Source organism: Vibrio cincinnatiensis DSM 19608, assembly GCF_900167345.1.
Taxonomy (GTDB): Bacteria; Pseudomonadota; Gammaproteobacteria; order Enterobacterales; family Vibrionaceae; genus Vibrio; species Vibrio cincinnatiensis.
The window spans coordinates 66,151-83,567 of sequence record NZ_FUXB01000012.1 but is presented as its reverse complement, the minus strand read 5'-3'; the positions used below and the strand labels follow the sequence as shown (position 1 = coordinate 83,567).

17 protein-coding genes are annotated in these 17,417 nt (G+C 45.5%); 10 read left to right on the top strand and 7 right to left on the bottom strand.

All coding sequences use genetic code 11. The features are described 5' to 3' along the window. Positions 1 to 108 precede the first annotated feature (108 nt). Positions 109 to 1,269 carry a multidrug effflux MFS transporter gene (locus B5D54_RS12175; protein WP_115174043.1) on the top strand — a complete coding sequence of 387 codons (1,161 nt, stop codon included), beginning with the start codon at positions 109 to 111 and terminating at the stop codon, positions 1,267 to 1,269. Positions 1,270 to 1,372: 103 nt separating this feature from the next. Further along, positions 1,373 to 1,666, top strand: coding sequence for an H-NS-like global regulator TsrA (gene tsrA / locus B5D54_RS12170; protein WP_078926815.1), 294 nt, complete (start codon positions 1,373 to 1,375; stop codon positions 1,664 to 1,666). 44 nt (positions 1,667 to 1,710) lie between these two features. On the opposite strand, the gene asnC is transcribed toward tsrA, so the two are convergent. Further along, entirely contained in the window at positions 1,711 to 2,175 is a 465-nt protein-coding gene (gene asnC / locus B5D54_RS12165; RefSeq protein ID WP_078926814.1) for a transcriptional regulator AsnC, read from the bottom strand. Positions 2,176 to 2,396: 221 nt separating this feature from the next. Here asnC and B5D54_RS12160 point away from each other — a divergent pair, with 221 nt between their 5' ends. Continuing rightward, positions 2,397 to 3,173, top strand: coding sequence for a class I SAM-dependent methyltransferase (locus B5D54_RS12160; protein WP_078926813.1), 777 nt, complete (start codon positions 2,397 to 2,399; stop codon positions 3,171 to 3,173). Positions 3,174 to 3,279: 106 nt separating this feature from the next. Beyond that, entirely contained in the window at positions 3,280 to 3,672 is a 393-nt protein-coding gene (locus B5D54_RS12155) for a hypothetical protein (protein ID WP_078926812.1), read from the top strand. Between the two features lie 11 nt (positions 3,673 to 3,683). Here B5D54_RS12155 and B5D54_RS12150 read toward each other — a convergent pair whose 3' ends face one another. Both B5D54_RS12150 and B5D54_RS12145 read right to left on the bottom strand, forming a co-directional pair. Beyond that, complete coding sequence (locus B5D54_RS12150; RefSeq protein ID WP_078926811.1) at positions 3,684 to 4,577, bottom strand: carboxylate/amino acid/amine transporter; 894 nt, start codon at positions 4,575 to 4,577, stop codon at positions 3,684 to 3,686. A gap of 55 nt (positions 4,578 to 4,632) precedes the next feature. Next, the gene (locus B5D54_RS12145) at positions 4,633 to 5,058 is read right to left on the bottom strand and encodes a universal stress protein (RefSeq protein WP_078926810.1); all 426 of its coding nucleotides are present in this window, start codon (positions 5,056 to 5,058) and stop codon (positions 4,633 to 4,635) included. 163 nt (positions 5,059 to 5,221) lie between these two features. Between B5D54_RS12145 and ftnA the strand changes: the two genes are divergently transcribed. The 3 genes from ftnA (at position 5,222) to B5D54_RS12130 (ending at position 7,437) form a co-directional block, all read left to right on the top strand. Beyond that, positions 5,222 to 5,749 (top strand): non-heme ferritin, encoded by a 528-nt coding sequence (ftnA, locus tag B5D54_RS12140; RefSeq protein WP_078926809.1) that lies wholly within the window; start codon positions 5,222 to 5,224, stop codon positions 5,747 to 5,749. Positions 5,750 to 5,823: 74 nt separating this feature from the next. Further along, positions 5,824 to 6,147 (top strand): universal stress protein UspB, encoded by a 324-nt coding sequence (gene uspB / locus B5D54_RS12135; RefSeq protein ID WP_078926808.1) that lies wholly within the window; start codon positions 5,824 to 5,826, stop codon positions 6,145 to 6,147. A 102-nt stretch (positions 6,148 to 6,249) separates the two neighbouring features. Then, positions 6,250 to 7,437, top strand: a complete 1,188-nt coding sequence (locus tag B5D54_RS12130; RefSeq protein WP_078926807.1) for a BaiN/RdsA family NAD(P)/FAD-dependent oxidoreductase — start codon at positions 6,250 to 6,252, stop codon at positions 7,435 to 7,437. A gap of 56 nt (positions 7,438 to 7,493) precedes the next feature. Here the strand turns inward: B5D54_RS12130 and B5D54_RS12125 are convergent, their stop codons facing one another. The 4 genes from B5D54_RS12125 to B5D54_RS12110 form a co-directional block, all read right to left on the bottom strand. Next, a complete protein-coding gene (locus B5D54_RS12125) occupies positions 7,494 to 9,092 on the bottom strand; it encodes a methyl-accepting chemotaxis protein (RefSeq protein WP_078926806.1) in 1,599 nt (532 codons plus the stop codon). A 418-nt stretch (positions 9,093 to 9,510) separates the two neighbouring features. Continuing rightward, entirely contained in the window at positions 9,511 to 10,497 is a 987-nt protein-coding gene (gene araH, locus B5D54_RS12120; protein WP_078926805.1) for an L-arabinose ABC transporter permease AraH, read from the bottom strand. A 20-nt stretch (positions 10,498 to 10,517) separates the two neighbouring features. Next, on the bottom strand, positions 10,518 to 12,032 hold the full coding sequence (gene araG, locus B5D54_RS12115; RefSeq protein ID WP_078926804.1) for an L-arabinose ABC transporter ATP-binding protein AraG: 1,515 nt from the start codon (positions 12,030 to 12,032) through the stop codon (positions 10,518 to 10,520). Between the two features lie 58 nt (positions 12,033 to 12,090). Continuing rightward, positions 12,091 to 13,089 (bottom strand): arabinose ABC transporter substrate-binding protein, encoded by a 999-nt coding sequence (locus tag B5D54_RS12110; RefSeq protein WP_078926803.1) that lies wholly within the window; start codon positions 13,087 to 13,089, stop codon positions 12,091 to 12,093. A 357-nt stretch (positions 13,090 to 13,446) separates the two neighbouring features. Between B5D54_RS12110 and B5D54_RS12105 the strand changes: the two genes are divergently transcribed. The 3 genes from B5D54_RS12105 to araA are packed head-to-tail and all read left to right on the top strand — an operon-like array spanning position 13,447 to position 17,408. Then, a complete protein-coding gene (locus B5D54_RS12105; RefSeq protein WP_078926802.1) occupies positions 13,447 to 15,141 on the top strand; it encodes a ribulokinase in 1,695 nt (564 codons plus the stop codon). Between the two features lies 1 nt (position 15,142). Beyond that, positions 15,143 to 15,922, top strand: coding sequence for an L-ribulose-5-phosphate 4-epimerase (locus tag B5D54_RS12100; protein ID WP_078926801.1), 780 nt, complete (start codon positions 15,143 to 15,145; stop codon positions 15,920 to 15,922). Beyond that, positions 15,906 to 17,408 (top strand): L-arabinose isomerase, encoded by a 1,503-nt coding sequence (gene araA, locus B5D54_RS12095; RefSeq protein WP_078926800.1) that lies wholly within the window; start codon positions 15,906 to 15,908, stop codon positions 17,406 to 17,408. Before B5D54_RS12100 ends, araA begins: the two co-directional genes overlap by 17 nt. The last annotated feature ends 9 nt before the right edge of the window (positions 17,409 to 17,417 follow it).

The following is a 17,417-nucleotide window of genomic DNA, read 5'->3' as shown; positions in this document are numbered from 1 at the left end:
TTTTTATTCATATCAAGATAGCCCTATGATTCAGGTATTCAACGTTGAAATAAAAAATGGGTAAAGAGAGTGAAGGTGAATACACAGGTGAGTGAGCGGCAGCAGCAAATGGGATTACTGATCTTATTAGTCTTATTTAGTCCGCTGGCGATTGATATTTATCTGCCTGCATTACCACAAATCGCTCAATCGTTTCACGTGGAACATGCGTTTGCCCAAGATACGATAACTTGGTTTTTGTTTGCGATGGGTATAGGGCAACTCTTTGCTGGCCCATTAGCTGACAAACTTGGACGTCGAACGGTTGCATTAGGAGGGATAGGTATCTATGCATTGAGCGCTTTATTGGCGTGGAGCGCTCAAAATATTGAATGGATGCTGATGGCTCGTCTGCTACAAGGCTTAGGTGCATGTGCAACATCGGTAGCAGCCTTTGCAACCGTTCGAGATCTTTTTGGCCCAGAACGTAGCGGCAAAATGATCAGCTATTTAAATGGTGCTATCTGTTTTATTCCTGCCTTAGCACCGATTCTGGGAAGTTGGCTAACACAGCAATTTGGTTGGCGAGCAAACTTTAGCTTTATGGCTGGCTTTGCCGCTATCGTCGGTTTGTTGATCTGGTTACGAATGAAAGAAACCAACCCGAGTACAGAAAAACAGGCGGTGTTTAAGCTCGCTCGTTACTGGTCGGTGCTGAAAACACCGTCTTTCTTATTTCATGCTGCTTTATGCTTGTTTGCTATGGCAGTGATTTTGGCTTATGTCACTTCAGCGCCTCTCGTCTTGATGGAACGCTTAGGGCTTACCATGAATCAGTTTACCTTCTGGTTTGGGTTGAATGCATTGGTAAATATTGTGGCTTGCCTCTCGGCTCCTCGTGTTATGGAAAGGGTTGGTACTCATCGTACATTAGTATTGGGCATTAGTTCTTTATTATTAGCCGGCTGTTTAATGATAGCGATTGCTCACATACAAACTGCTTGGGCCTTTATGTTACCGATTTTTGTTTCATCGATAGGGTTTGCTTGGATATTAGGGGCGGCGGCGGGTAAAGCGTTAGCACCATTTGGAGACAAAGCGGGCACGGCGGCGGCACTATTGGGATTGTTCCAAATGAGTGGTTCTGGTGCATTGGTGGGTACACTGCAACGATTGAGTTTTGAACCACAAATGTTGATTGCTTTACATATGTGGCTGGTGGCTCCCGGTCTACTTATTCTCTTTTCTAAAGCTGGTCGTCGTTGGCATCAGTGGGCACTCAACACCTAATAAACCGAATAAAATAGACGATGTTAGCTATTTTCTAATCGGTTTAAGGCGTGTATATTGTCCACTCTTACATTTTTGCATGATATTTTGGAATTACGATACGATGTCAATGACCACTTATGAAATGGCTCGCATTTGGGAACAGCTTGATGAGTCACCTGAAAAGGTGATGTTTGGCAAGTTACTTAATGAACTGGGCAACCAAAGTAGTGAACGTATTCGTAGTGCAGCCAAACAAGTGCCTGTGCCGGTGTTACGCGACTTGGTCTACCAGTTTCAACAAGTGATAGAGTCTCGAAAACATGAGCAAGTGGAACAAATGGCTCAAGATCTTGCCGCACAAGGCATCTCTGCTGAAGATTTATTGAGATTCCTCAATAAATCATCACACCTTTGATTTTGACCGGATGAAACCCCAACGTTAGTTTGGGGTTTACTTGTTTATGGATTGACATTGCGATTAATGGGATTTTGCAGCGAAATCAACGTTTCGGTTGATTGTACTTCATCAATGGCTTGCAGCTTATCAATCAACACGAACTGTAGCTCTTCAATGGATTTACACATCAACTTGACGAAAATATTGTATGCGCCAGTGGTGTAATAAGCTTCAACCACTTCTTCCAACGCGTTGAGTTTGGCGAGTGCTGAGTGGTAATCTCGCGCGGCATTAAGATTGATTCCGATAAAACAGCAAACGTCATACCCCAGCTTTTTGGTGTTTACCACGACTTCTGTGCGCTGAATAATATCGGCCGCTTTCATTTTCTCAATTCGCACATGTATGGTTGCGGGGCTGACGTTAAATTGCTTCGCCATTTCCGCATAGGGCGTTCGGGCGTCATCCATTAATATTTTTAATATGGCGCGATCCAGATCGTCCAATTTTGTTGAAGCTGCTTGCATGGTTAGTCCTGAGCGATAGGCTGATAAATAAAGTATTGAGACGAAACCTCATGCTCATTAGATAACATGAATACTTCCCTCTGCCAAGGCATCGTTCATGCCCATGGAAACTTCACTCAAATAACCGATCCCCGTGATTGTTCCGTGTGAAAATATCGCTGTTAGAATGAAAATCCGCTACACTAGCGCTCGTTTTTATATCCCTCTTTGGAGACTCTCTTTTGCAGCTACAGTTACTATGTGAAGCCCCTGAGCGTGCTGAACAATTGGCACTGATTGCCCAACGTTGGCAATTAACACACTGTGAAAGCAGTCTGTTTGCTTTAGTCTTGACCGCTGAACGGTTAGAGCTGCGTAAAGTTGACGAACCGAAATTAGGCGCGATTTATGTCGATTGGGTCAATGGCGCGGTGGCCCATCGACGAAAATTTGGTGGCGGTAAAGGCCAAGCGATAGCAAAGGCTGCTGGGCTGAATAAAGGAAAACTCCCTAGCGTGTTAGATGCCACGGCTGGGTTGGGGCGTGATGCGTTTGTGCTGGCTTCACTGGGGTGTCACGTACAGATGGTGGAGCGACACCCTGTGGTTGCTGCTCTGCTGGATGATGGTTTACAACGAGCCAAACAAGACAGTGAAATTGGTGTATGGGTGAGTGAACGAGTGACCTTACTGCATGCCTCAAGCCATGATGCTCTGCAAAAGTTAGCGGCTGATGAGCATTTCTGTCAGCCAGAGGTGGTATATCTTGACCCAATGTATCCCCACCCAGAAAATAAGAAAAAAACCGCCTTGGTGAAAAAAGAGATGCGGGTTTTTCAATCGTTAGTGGGTGCGGATAATGATGCCGATGGCTTACTTGCTCCTGCTTTACAGCTGGCCGGTAAACGTGTCGTAGTAAAACGGCCAGATTATGCACCATGGTTAGCAGAGCAAAAACCCAGTATGGCGATTGAAACTAAAAAAAACCGATTTGATGTTTATGTGATTGCAGCAATGTAAGAGCAAAACGCACCGTGGGGGAACGGAAATCTCACTTGCCATTCTCGTGCGCTTAAGTTATATCTAACTAAGAATTATTCTTATTGTTATTTATGGTTGCCTTTTTATGGTCAAGCGCTTATGTAAGCTCAATCGTCACGAGATTCGTACATCAATGGGAGAGATCCAACAATGGGTGATGGAACCGAACTATGTCTGTGGTGCTTGTGCTCGCAGTTCGGCTGATAAAAGTCACTTATGTAAACCACAAGCATTAAAAACGCAAAGCCCTCAGCGCCTGACGACGTCGTTATCAGCCACCACACCGGGGATAGAGGAGCCGTCATTCATCTTGACGAAAAAAATGCTGAAAAAGCAGAAGAAATATCAGAAAAAGCTAGCGAAGGTGTTAAAAAAACAACGCAAGCTAATGAAAAAGCAACAAGCATTACAAGGAAAGTTTACTGAACTCAATTTAGCCCTGCCAATAGAGGATCGCCATTTCGCTCAGTTTCACTAACCCTGTTCCGTTTAAGGTTGATGCTGGGTTTTATGACAAGAATGGCGCTCAACCAGCCGTTTAATCCAAGTTTCATTGAGCCAGAGTGATAACATGATAATTCCCCCACCCACAGACAAACGGAGTAAATCGACGTCTCGGTTCCAGATAACAATATTGATGATCAACCCAGCGGGAACCAGTGCATTATTCATAATGGCTAACGCTCCAGCGTTGACCTGACAAGCTCCTTTATTCCACGCAAAATAGCCCAAACCTGAAGCAATCAAACCAAGGTAGATTAATATTCCCCATTGTAAGGTACTGCTTGGTAGCTGCTGAGGATTGCCTAGTAAGAGAAAAGCGATGCTGGCCACCAGAAATGCACCAAGATAGAAATAGCCAAATAACGCATGTTGAGGGAGTGAGATGGGTTCTTTTTCCATCACGTATTTATAGCCAACCTGACCAATAGCAAAGCAAAGGTTCGCCCCTTGGACAACCATGAAACCAAGAAAAAAGTGCTCATTAATACCCGTAAACTTAATCCATATTGCGCCGATCACCGCAATGGCGGCCGTGACTAAGTACCAAGGTGAGAAATGCCCTTTGAGTAAGTCGTACAATAAAGTGACATAAATCGGTGTTAATACGGTAAACAGTAAAACCTCGGGAACCGATAGCAGCAAAAAAGATTGGTAATAGAAGCAATACATCAGCCCTAATTGAATACCGCCAATGGCCATGAGTTTGGCCATCAACGCTTTAGGAACTTGCTTAATTTGTAGAAAAGGTAAAAAGACGATGCAAGCAAGCGCGACTCGCATCCAAACCGCAAACCAAGCATCAACCTGACCCGCGAGATAAACGCCGATCAGGCTGAAGGAAAAAGCCCATAATAGAGTAACTGCAGATAAGTAAATCATAATACTGGTCAGTGAATGAAAACTTTCTGCAGTCTAGCGGACTTTTTGCTTATCGTCAGTCGTTGAGTGGTACAACCAACATATCAACAGGTGAGCAGTTAATCAGTTGGCGAGTGGATGAGAGAATCTTACTCCAAAAATCCTGATGGTGCCCACAGACCACAAGGTCGATATTAAACTCATTAATGGTTTCGCACAGCTCATTGCTAAAATCACCACTTCCCACGAGAGTATGATGGATGGGGTGATTAGCGTAATCGGCGAGTTCTTGTAACTGTTTTTGCGAACTTTCCATGGAATGATGTTGAGTTTCTGCCAAGTTAATATCAATAAGTCCGGTATACAGTTCTGCGTAGTTCACATCAATGTGGATGAAAGAAATTTCAGCATTGAGTGGTTTGGCAAGAGCCACCGCTTTATCGATCAAAATTTTGCTGTCTTCAGAAAGATCGACCGCAACTAAAATATGTTGATAACTCATTAGGCTACCTCCTTATCGATAACTGTCTATAAGATTAGCACTTCGTATGAATCTTTTTTGCCAGCGTGATCTCATATCCACAGAGCGTCGCTACGGTGGTCTCACAATAGTGAAGGATCGTGATATAGTGAAAATCGTCACTATGAATAATCAGGAGTTATGAATGCTTTCATCTGCAATGGTTGAACAATTGAATGATCAAATTAACCTCGAATTTTTCTCATCCAATCTATACTTACAAATGAGTGCTTGGTGTGAAGATAAAGGATTTGAAGGAGCGGCTGAGTTTCTACGTGCTCACGCAGTCGAAGAAATGCAACATATGCAGCGCTTATTTACCTATGTGAGCGAAACGGGTTCCATGCCTCTTATTGGTTCTATCGCTGCGCCAAAACACGATTTTGCAAGCTTAGGTGAAGTGTTTCGTGAAACGTATGAGCATGAGCAGATGATTACCCAACAGATTAATAAATTGGCTCATGTGGCATTCACATCACAAGATTACTCAACCTTTAACTTCCTTCAATGGTATGTCGCAGAACAGCACGAAGAAGAGAAGTTGTTTAAAGGGATTCTAGATAAGCTAGAACTGGTCGGTGAAGATGGAAAAGCGTTGTTCTTTATTGATAAAGATCTAGCGGCATTGGCAAAAGCAGGCTCATCTTCAGTAATGGATGCCCCCGCTGAATAATTTCAGCAGAAAGATGGACTAACACAAACGTCTTTTTCTCTGGGCAGACTTACCAAAGATGTAGGGAGGAAAAGATGATCAGTGGAGATACGATTCTTTTAGCACTTATGGTGGTGACGGGAATTAATATGGCTCGATATCTAACCGCACTTCGTTCACTTATCTACATTATGCGTGAAGCTCACCCCTTGCTTTATCAGCAAGTGGATGGCGGCGGTTTTTTTACCACTCATGGTAATGTCACCAAGCAAGTTCGCCTTTACCATTATTTAAAGAGCAAAGAATATCACCATCATCATGACCCAGTCTTTACTGGGAAATGTGACCGAGTCAGAGAGCTTTTTGTGCTTTGCTGCGCTTTGATTGCATTAACCTCTTTGGTTGCTTTTCTGCTTTGAAAGGTAGATTGGCAAGGTGATTGTTTGCCGTTAGAATATTGAACCTAGTGAGTAAGGATGTGCTGGTCGCACATCCTTTTTTATTGCAGTTGAGAGTCGGTCATGAATGAAAAAGTAGACGTAGTGGTGGTTGGAGCGGGGGCCGCGGGGCTAATGTGCGCAGCGCAAGCTGCTAAGCGTGGGCGTCGAGTGCTGCTGGTTGATCACGCCAAAAAGCCGGGCCGAAAAATTTTAATATCAGGGGGCGGTCGCTGCAATTTCACTAATTACGATGTCTCTGCGGCCAATTATTTATGCCGAAATCCTCATTTTGTAAAGTCAGCCTTATCGCAATACACCAACTGGGATTTTATATCCCTGGTCAGTAAATATGGTATTGAGTTTGAAGAGCGTGAACATGGGCAACTGTTCTGCCTCGATTCTGCTAAAGAGATCGTTCACTTGCTATTGGCTGAGTGCAACCACTCCAATTTGACTCAGCGCTATCAGGTGGAGATTCAAAAGATAGCAAAAACCGAGTCGGGTTTTTTCCTCAACACCTCGCAAGGCGACATTGAGTGTCAATCGCTGGTTGTCGCAACGGGGGGGCTTTCAATGCCAAAACTTGGGGCGACCCCTTTTGGCTATAAAATTGCAGAACAATTTTCATTACCGATATTACCAACCTGTGCCGGGTTGGTGCCTTTTACTTTACATGTCGCAGATAAAGAAGCTTTAGCTGAACTGTCTGGTATTGCGGTGCCGGTTGAGATTCAGGCTCAATGTGGCAAAAGTTTTAAAGAAGCGCTGTTATTTACGCATCGTGGTTTATCTGGGCCAGCGGTGTTGCAAATCTCGTCTTATTGGCAGCCCGGCCAAGCCATTACGATCAATTTATTGCCTAACATTGATGTCGACGCATGGCTGACAACAGCACGAGAAGAGCACCCTAACCAAACCCTGAAAACCACTTTAGCTCGGGTATTACCGAAACGGTTAGTAGAGGTGTTGTTAGAGCGTCAGCTCTTTGTCGATAAACCGCTGAAACAGTTTTCCACTAAAGCGCTGTTGAGTGTGGGAGAAGCGCTTGAGCAATGGACTCTTGTACCGAATGGCACAGAAGGTTATCGCACCGCAGAAGTGACACTCGGTGGGGTGGATACTGACGTTTTGTCATCGAAAACCATGGAATGCAAAATTGTCCCGGGTTTATTTTTTGTCGGCGAAGTGATGGATGTTACGGGCTGGCTCGGTGGCTATAACTTCCAATGGGCATGGTCGAGTGGTTTTGTGGCCGGGCAGTGGGTGTGAGTGAACCACAGTAAGGTCTCTTTTCCTTACTGTGGTATTTGACGTCATACGTGTATTTATAAACTGAATTTTTGTACCTGCTGTTGTAACGTTTCGGTATTAAGTTTCAACTGCTGGCTGACCGTATGGGAGTTTTGTAATGCGGTACGGATTTCTTCGGTCATATCTGCAATCATCTGCATATTTTGGTTAATTTCATCAGAGGTCAGCGATTGTTGCTCAGAAGCACAGGCAATTTGGGTACTCATATCGAAGATTTGATTGATGGCTTTCAATAAATCATTAATTTCTTCAACGGTTTCGTCTGCGTGTTGATTTAACATCGCCATCTCTTCTTGGCTTTCCCCCATCGCATGGCGGGCTAACTCTGAGTGATGGACGAGCTGATTGACGACGGATGTGATCTCTTCAGAACTTTCTGCTGAGCGAGAAGCTAAAGAACGAACCTCATCCGCAACGACTGCAAACCCTCTTCCTTGATCACCTGCTCGGGCGGCTTCAATTGAGGCATTCAGAGCAAGTAAATTCGTTTGCTCTGCAATGCCTTTAATTTCATTAATGATTTTGGTGATACCTTCACAATGGGTATTGAGATCTTCAACCACACGAGACGTTGTCGACATATTTTGAGCTAATTTATTTAATGTAATGACGGTGTTGGCCATACGTTCTTGGCTGCGAATGGCATTGGTTTGCCCTTGCTCCGCAGCGCTGTGTGTTTGAGACACTCGTTGAGCGACTTCATGTGAACTGGCATTCATCTCTGTCACTGCGGCTGCGACGGTCTCTGTTTTTTGGCTCTGTTGAACAATACGTTGAGTGGATTCATTCGTATGGTTAAACATCTCTTGAGTTATCGAACTGACGTGTGTGGCATTCTCGGTGACGGAGGTGACGAGCTCTTTTAGGCTTTGTTGCATTCGAGCCAGTGACGCGAGTAAGCTGGTTGCATGGGCTTGGCGTAAATCAATGGGTTGGGTTAAATCTCCGTTAGCAATGCGATTTGCTACATCAACCGCCTGTTTTAGCTCACCCCCTAATGCGTTCGCTAAGCGTTTGTAAAACTGCCAAGATACGAAGATTAGCAATGACATTGCGACGAAAATCATGGTTCCTGAGCCAGTAATAGCGGATTGTCTCACTTTTTCCGCTTCTTTAAAGGCATATTGTGCTAGCTGAGCTTGGTTATCAATGGCCTGTAGCCAAGGCATTCTAAAATCTTGCCATGCAGCGGCTTCACTTTCTCGAGTGATACGCATGGCTCCTTGAGCATCGCCAACAAGAGCCCGTTCCATCATGCGGTCGGCTTCGAGCATCCAGCGGTGTAGTTGCTGCAATATTTGATGGATTTCGGGGGAGCCTTCTTGTTCAAGACTAGGTAGGACGTCAAGTATCTCTTGTTTAGCTCTGTTATAGCTCAAGTGAGGTTGAGTGGCACTTGGGTTGGCAATTTTAGCTAAAATTGCCAAGCGTAACCCTAATCCTTCTTGAAATAACCTAACCATATTACGTTCTTCTGTGAGATCGGTTTCAATATGGTGAATTAATACCCCTGAACTTTTATTCATTAGGAAAAAAGTAATGCCGGATGTCGCTATCATTAATATTGCAACAGTAAGCATTTTTAATACGAGAGCTCGCTTCACATTCAGCATAACTTATCCTCCATGGAATTTAATATTTTCTTATTATCAGTAGATTAGCTTGAACATGAAGGAATGTATAGATGTCGATATTAAAAGTCACTTTCATAAGAGAGATACTATCTTATTGATTCGTTTTTATTATGGTGGCCTTAATTGTAATTGCTTTTTATAATGAATTTATCTTTTTGATTTTTAACTGATTGTTGAGTTAACGTTGGTGGGGTGTATTCAGTTTCTTTAATTTTACAGTGTTTTCTTTATGGTCTTTGAAAATAAATGGGTTGGTTGTGCTTTATTTTATATTTTACTGGGTGTCTTTTCTGGATGTTGTTTTTAAGAAACGATAATTAAATAGTATTTTGAATGTGAGTCGAGAGTTATTAATACATTCCCCTTTATTTAAAAATAAAGGGGAGAAATTAGTTGATTATTGATTTTTCTGTTTATAACGGTCAAAGATAACGGCGGCGAGTAAGATGACCCCTCGAACGACGTATTGAGCAAATGGCGACATGTTCAATAGGTTCATGGCGTTTTCCACTGTGCCTAAAATTAACACCCCAGCGATAACATAAGAGACTTTACCAATCCCACCTTTGAGCGATACCCCACCCAGTACACAAGCTGAAATCACCACTAACTCAAAACCGACGGAGGTCATGGGTTGGCCACTGGTCATCCGTGCGGCAAGAATGACACCGGCTAGGGCGGAGATAAAGCCAGAGATGGTGAAGATCAGCATTTTGGTTTTAACGACATTGACCCCTGCGAGACGTGCGGCTTCTTCATTCCCACCAATGGCCAGTGTGTTACGCCCATAAACGGTGCGGTTGAGTAAAAACGCAAATACAGCGAAGGTGATGAGGGTTAACCAAATCGGGGTTGGGATGCCAAAGATAGAGGAGTTACCTAGGGCGAAAAAGTGCTCTTCGGTAATGCCTACGGCTTTACCATCAGAAATGATATAACCTAATCCTCGGGCAATTTGCATGGTTGCTAAGGTGGTAATTAAGGCGTTAATTTGTAGTTTCGCAATCACGAATCCGTTGAGTAGCCCAAAGAAAATACCAGAGAGTAACCCTGCTCCAATGCCAAGGACGACGCTGCTGGTGGCGTTAATGGCAACGGCAGTGACAACGCCGGAACAAGCGATAACGGAGGCGACCGAAAGGTCGAGATCGCCACAGGCGAGGCAGAAGAGCATGGCACAGGCCACCATACCACTCATGGAAATGGCTAATCCTAATCCTTTCATATTGATGAAGGTGGCAAAGTAGGGGACAAAAAGGCTACAGAGTAAGAACAGCCCAGCAAAGACCATCAACATGCCAAATCGGTCCCAAATTTTGGCAAAATTCAATCCACTGGGTTTCTGTTCAGAATTGACCATTTTAGTCGAACTGGATAGAGACATAATGTTATTCCTTTAAGTATTTAAGCCGCCGCTTTATCTTTGCCTAACATGGCCAAACGAAGGGCTGTTTGCTCTTTAAATTCATCACGTTGTAATTCACCTGATACTGCGCCATCTTTCATCACCAGAAGGCGATCAGAGATTCCCAACACTTCGGGTAAATCGCTGGAAACGACTAAGACGGTAACGCCATTTTCAGCCAGCTTAAAAATCAGTTCATAAATTTCGGACTTGGCTCCTACGTCAATGCCACGGGTGGGTTCATCTAACAAAATCACACTCATATCGGTCGATAACCAACGACCAAGAATGACTTTTTGTTGGTTTCCTCCAGACAGTTTGCCAATAGGTTGGTCGAGTGAGGCGGATTTAACGTTCAGGGCTTGGTGTTGATATTGGGCATTTTTCGCTTCCCAACGAAAATCAATCAAACTACCCAGTTTGAGGTGCCAAGGGCGGGCACTGATGTTGGTATTTTCAGCAACCGACATAATGGGGATAATTCCATCGCTTTTACGATCTTCCGGACAAAGGGTGATACCCGCTCTGATGGCATCGCTGGGTTTGCGTACCTGAATTCGAATATCGTGTAGGTATAATTCACCCGCGGTGGTTTTTTCTGCGCCGAAAATCAGTCGAGTCAATTCGGTACGCCCGGCTCCGACCAGCCCAAACAAGCCGAGAATTTCCCCTTGGCGAATATCGAGTGAAACTGGGGCTGATAGGCCAGGGCCTTGAAAGTTTTCTATCCGTAAGCCACTTCTCCCCAGCTCTCGTGGGCGGTAGTTATAGATATCGTTAATTTCACGGCCTACCATCAGTTCGACTAATCGGTCATGAGTGAGTTGTGAGAGGTCGTCAAAGGTTTGTACATGGGTACCATCTTTAAAGATGGTGATGGCGTCGCACAGATCGAAGATCTCTTCCATACGGTGTGAGACGTAAAGAATGATTTTACCGTTATCACGCAATTCACGGATAACTTTAAATAAGTTTTGAATTTCCCGTTGCGAAAGGCTACTGGTTGGCTCATCAAAGGCAATGATTTGTGCATTACGGCTCAGTGCTTTTGCTATTTCCACCATTTGCCATTGGCCAATCGAAAACTCTTTGAGTGGGCGTGATGGGTCAAAATCTTCCCCTAGGCGTAATAACTGCGCTTTGGCTCGTTGGTTTAAGGTTTCGGTATCCACTCGGCCATTCTTGGTCGGTAGCTGGCCTAGATAAATGTTTTCCGCCACGCTTAATTCGGGGACCAGATTGAGCTCTTGGTAAATAATGGCAATCCCTTGTTCCAACGCCTCGTTGGTGGAGGAAAACGCGACATTTTCACCATTAATCACCATTCGACCATCGGTAGGTTGGTAGAGCCCGCTTAAGGTTTTGAGCAAGGTGGATTTACCTGCTCCATTTTCACCCATTAAAGCGTGGATGCTGCCAGCATTGGCGCGAAAGCTGATATTGTCGAGCGCTTTCACCCCAGGGAAGTGCTTGGAAATGTTGTGAAACTCTAGGTAAGAGGAGGTCATCGGCATCACATTTTCTCCGTGTCATTGAGAGGGTGACAGTGATCACCATCACCCTAAATGGGACTTACAATCCTTTTTTCTCGAGCTCTACTTTGAAGTTGTCACGTGTGATGAGTACCACATCAGTGACTTCAACAAACTTGCTAGGCTCAACCCCTTCTTTTACCCAATGGTAGAGAGAGGCAATACTCTTATAGCCGTGAACATCAGGGCTGGGCAGTAGCGATCCATAGAAACCGGTTGCCTGAGATTTTGCCAGTTCGTTGACGGCATCAACTCCGTTGATACCAATGCCGATGATGTTTTGAGCTGTGAATCCTTGCCCTTCAGTCGCTCGAACGCCACCTAATACCGTATTGTCATTCATGCCAACAATGAGCCACTGTTTCACCATAGGGTATTGGACCAGCAATGAGTTCGCGGCATCCAATGCACCAGGAATATCGTTGGTTTTGGTGGGAACTCGGTAAATTTGACCAGCAGGGAAGCCCGCTGCTTTGAGCGCAGAGATTGAACCATCAACACGGCGACGCGCGGTATCTAGCTCATCGGCGGTAATCGCCATCACGCCTGTGGTGGTAACATCCCAGCCCCGTTTTTGCATTTCGTTGTACAACTCTTGGCCTTGGCGTTCACCAATGGCGGTTGCTGCCATCATGACTAAAGGTACATCTGTCATGGGCTCGCCTTTCGCATTGAGGAATTGATCATCCACGGTAACGACTTTCAGATCGTAGCTTTTGGCTTTTGCCATAATGGCTGGTCCCAATTTCGGATCCGGAGTGCAGATGACAAACCCTTTCGCTCCTTGAGCGGCTAAAGTATCAATCGCATTGAGTGTTTTTTCACCATCCGGGACGGCCATTTTAACTAAGTCAAAGCCCAGATCTTTTGCGGCTTTTTCGGCAAAAGCCCATTCGGTTTGGAACCAAGGCTCTTCGGGTTGTTTAACCAGATAGCCCAATCGCATCTCATCTTTTGAACCAAAAAAAGCGTTAGCAGAAGCACTTAATAAAGTGAGTCCAGATAAGGCGATAGTAGAGAGTAAGGTTTTTAGTTTCATTGTTATTCCATCCGCTGGTAGGGGTTGTTTCGTTATCCATCTTTGTGCATCTCGATATAACTTGGAGTGACCCAAATCACACCAAAAAAATGTAGCTGTTTTGTCCATTTATTTGGCGAAACTGAACATGATGGGGATCCCAATTATTTCCGTTCTAATAATCACTTATCCAATTAAGCGTATTTTTTACCGATGAAAAGTCGATTTAATGAAAAATTTGCGGGTGAATTATATTTCTAACCGTAAGCACAAAATGAACGGTCTGACGTTTTTGTCCATATTTGTAGCAGGGTGGTTTATGGTTGAATGTCGGTGTGAGGGGTATAACAACATAACACTCATCGACATGGAGTTGTTATGAATCCTTTCATTACTCAACCTGCACATGTGATTGGTCTGGACTTTGGTTCAGATTCCGTGCGTGCTTTACTCGTGAACGCCATCAGTGGTGAAGAAGTCGCCTCTGGAGTCACTTATTATCCTCGTTGGATGCAAGGTTTGTATAACCAGCCGGAGCAATCCCAATTTCGTCATCACCCCAAAGATTATATTGAAGCCATGACTCAGGCGGTACGTGAGGCTCTGGCTGAGGTGCCGGATGATATCGCGCAGTCTGTCGTGGGTATTGGTGTTGATACCACTGGGTCTACTCCTGCACCTATTGACGCTGAGGGCAATGTATTAGCCTTGTTGCCCGAGTTCGAACACAACCCGCATGCCATGTTTATTTTGTGGAAAGACCACACCTCAGTCTCAAAAGCAGAACGAATTAATGAGCTCGCCCATAGCGGTGAATTTACAGATTACACCAAGTTTATTGGGGGTATTTACTCTTCTGAGTGGTTTTGGGCGAAAGCGGCTTGGGTGAGTGAGCAAGATGAAGCCATCGCGAACCATGCTTACAGTTGGGTCGAACTGTGTGACTGGATTCCAGCGCTGTTAAGTGGCAATCAGCATCCCAAAACGCTGCGCCGTGGTATTTGTGCCGCAGGCCATAAAGCAATGTGGCATGAAAGCTGGGGCGGATTGCCCGATCAAGCGTTTCTTTCTGCTATTTCTCCTACTTTAGATGGTATTCGTGAGCGGATGTTTGATGAGGTGTATACCGCTGAACAACGAGCGGGCAATTTATCTGCTGAGTGGGCGCAAAAATTAGGTTTGCCAGCAGGCATTGCCGTCGCCGTTGGAGAATTTGACTGCCATATGGGGGCGGTTGGCGCTGGTGCTGGGGCCCATGACTTGGTCAAAGTGATCGGTACTTCAACCTGCGACATTTTAATGGTGGATGCAGAAAAAGTGGGGGATCGCACCATTCATGGTATTTGCGGTCAGGTGAAGGGCAGTGCATTGCCTAACCTTATGGCGCTGGAAGCGGGGCAGTCGGCTTTTGGTGATATTTACGCTTGGTTTAAACGTGTCTTGCTTTGGCCTCTGGAAAGCTTAGCCAAAGAGTTACCGGAAGCAGAAACTACTCGGCAGATATTGGATAAAGCCTTGATTCCGCTACTAACTCAAGCTGCTGAAGGGTACGACTTTAACGCTCATTCACCTTTAGCGATGGATTGGCATAACGGTCGACGTACGCCTTATGCCAACCAGCGCCTCAAAGGTGCTTTGACGGATCTCAATTTAGGTTCGACGGCTCCAGCCCTGTTTGCGGCTTTAGTGGAGTCGACGGCTCATGGAGCAAAAGCGATTGTTGATTGCTTTGTTGACCAAGGTATGGAGGTGGAGCGAGTCATTGCGATTGGCGGCATTTCCCAAAAATCCCCCTATGTGATGCAGATGTGTGCCGATGTGATTGGGCGTGATATTGCCGTGGTTCATTCTGAGCAGTGTTGTGCGTTGGGCGCGGCTATTTTTGCCGCCGTGGCGGCGGGTATTTATGACGATGCACAGCAAGCCCAACAAGCCATGGCAAGCCCTATTCGTGAAGTGTATCAGCCAAATGATGCGGTGAAATCCATGCGTGCGAGCCGTTATCTCGGCTACCGTGAACTTGGCCAACATTTAGAACAAATGGCCGAATTCCATCAATCTCAGGAGCAATAATATGACAGCGCAAGCCGTAGGCAACTCGACCCATACACAGGCTCAGCGACTGCGTCAGCTACGTCATGAGGTGTGGAAAGCAAATTTAGATTTGCAGCGGCATAACCTGGTGACATTTACCTGGGGCAATGTCTCTGCCATTGACCGTGAGTCAGGGTTGGTGGTGATCAAGCCCAGTGGTGTCGCTTATGAAGATCTTTCGGCTGACAACATGGTAGTGGTTGATTTAGCCGGACAAGTGGTGGAGGGAGATTTGAATCCCTCTTCTGATACCGCCACCCATTTAGTGATGTATCACACCTATCCTGAGATTGGTGGCGTGGTTCATACCCATTCTCCGCATGCGACATCTTGGGCGCAAGCGGGTAAAGCTATTCCCGCTCTTGGCACCACGCATGCGGATTATTTTTACGGCAGTATTCCGTGTACCCGAGCGTTAACCAACGCTGAAATTGCCAGTGATTATGAACACAATACCGGTTTGGTTCTGGTCGAGACCATCGCAGAGCGCGATCCTATGACCATTCCCGGCATCATCGTCAAAGAACACGGCCCTTTTAGTTGGGGAAGGGATGCGCATCAGGCTGTACACAATGCCGTCGTGATGGAAGTGGTCGCCGCGATGGCGCTGCAAACACTACAAATTAATCCAGCGGTTCAATACATCAATCAAGCTCTGCTCGATAAGCACTATCTGCGCAAACATGGCGCAAATGCGTATTACGGGCAATCTGCAGCGAACAAAAAATCATTAAGGGAAAGCGATGAAAGTATTCAATGATAAACACGTATGGTTTGTAACGGGTTCTCAACACTTATACGGGCCAAAAGTTTTACAGCAAGTGGCGCAAGATAGTGCTCAGATCATCGCTGGGCTGAACAGCGCCAATGACATTTCTGTGCCGATGGTGGATAAAGGAACCGTAAAAACGGCGGATGAAATTCTTAACGTTTGTCGTGCGGCGAATAATGATCCGGACTGTTTGGGGCTTGTGTTGTGGATGCATACCTTCTCACCTGCAAAAATGTGGATCGCAGGTTTGTCACAGCTTAATAAACCTTTCTTACATTTACATACTCAGTTCAATGCGGCCCTACCGTGGGATTCGATCGATATGGACTTTATGAACCTCAACCAAAGTGCTCATGGTTGTCGTGAGTTTGGCTTTATCGGTACACGAATGGATATCGATCGCAAAGTGGTGGTTGGGCATTGGCAAAATCCACAAGTACATAAGCAAATAGACGATTGGTGCCGAGCCGCGGTGGGTGTAGCTGTTGGTCAACGTCTGAAAGTGGCTCGCTTTGGTGATAATATGCGCCAAGTTGCGGTAACGGAAGGGAATAAGGTTTCCGCACAAATCCAATTTGGCTACGAAGTGAATGCGTATGGCTTGGGTGAATTAACCGAAGCGGTTGAGTCAGTCTCTGATGCTGATGTGGCCTACCTGTTAGAGGAATACGCTTCACGGTATGAAATGAGTCCAATGCTGCTGAGTGATGCGACCACGTTAAAAATCATGCAGCGAGAAGCGCGTTTAGAAATGGGTATGGAGCGCTTTTTGACAGACGTTGGTGCCAGTGCTTTTACCAATACGTTTGAAAACTTGACGGGGCTAGGATCTTTACCTGGGTTGGCGACGCAACGCTTAATGGAAAAAGGCTTTGGTTATGGCGGTGAAGGTGACTGGAAAACCGCCGCGATGGTGCACATCATGAAGCAAATGGGCCAAGGTCGCCTAGGGGGAACGTCCTTTATGGAAGATTACACCTATCACTTCGACAGCACTGATCAGGTGCTGGGGGCGCATATGTTGGAAGTGTGTCCGAGTATTGCTGCAGCCAAGCCAAAGTTAGAAATTCATCAACATACCATTGGGTTACGCTGTGAGGTTCCTCGTTTGCTGTTTAGTGGTCAAAAAGGGCCATCGCTGAATGTTTCCGTGATTGATCTCGGTAATCGCTTTCGTATGTTGGTGAACTGTTTGAATACGGTTGAGCCACCACAAAGTCTGCCACACCTTCCTGTCGCCCATGCATTATGGGAACCCTTACCGAATTTGCAAACAGCGGCAGCGGCATGGATTCACGGTGGTGGCGCGCACCATAGTGCTTACAGTCAGTCTGTCAGTGTGGATATGCTAACGGATTACGCGGATATCTTAGGTATGGAAATGGTGCTGATTGACCAAGAAACGGAACTGCGTAAATTTAAATCGGACCTAAAAATGCAAAGTGTTTACTATCGCTTAGCTTCCGGCGTATAACAAGGGGAT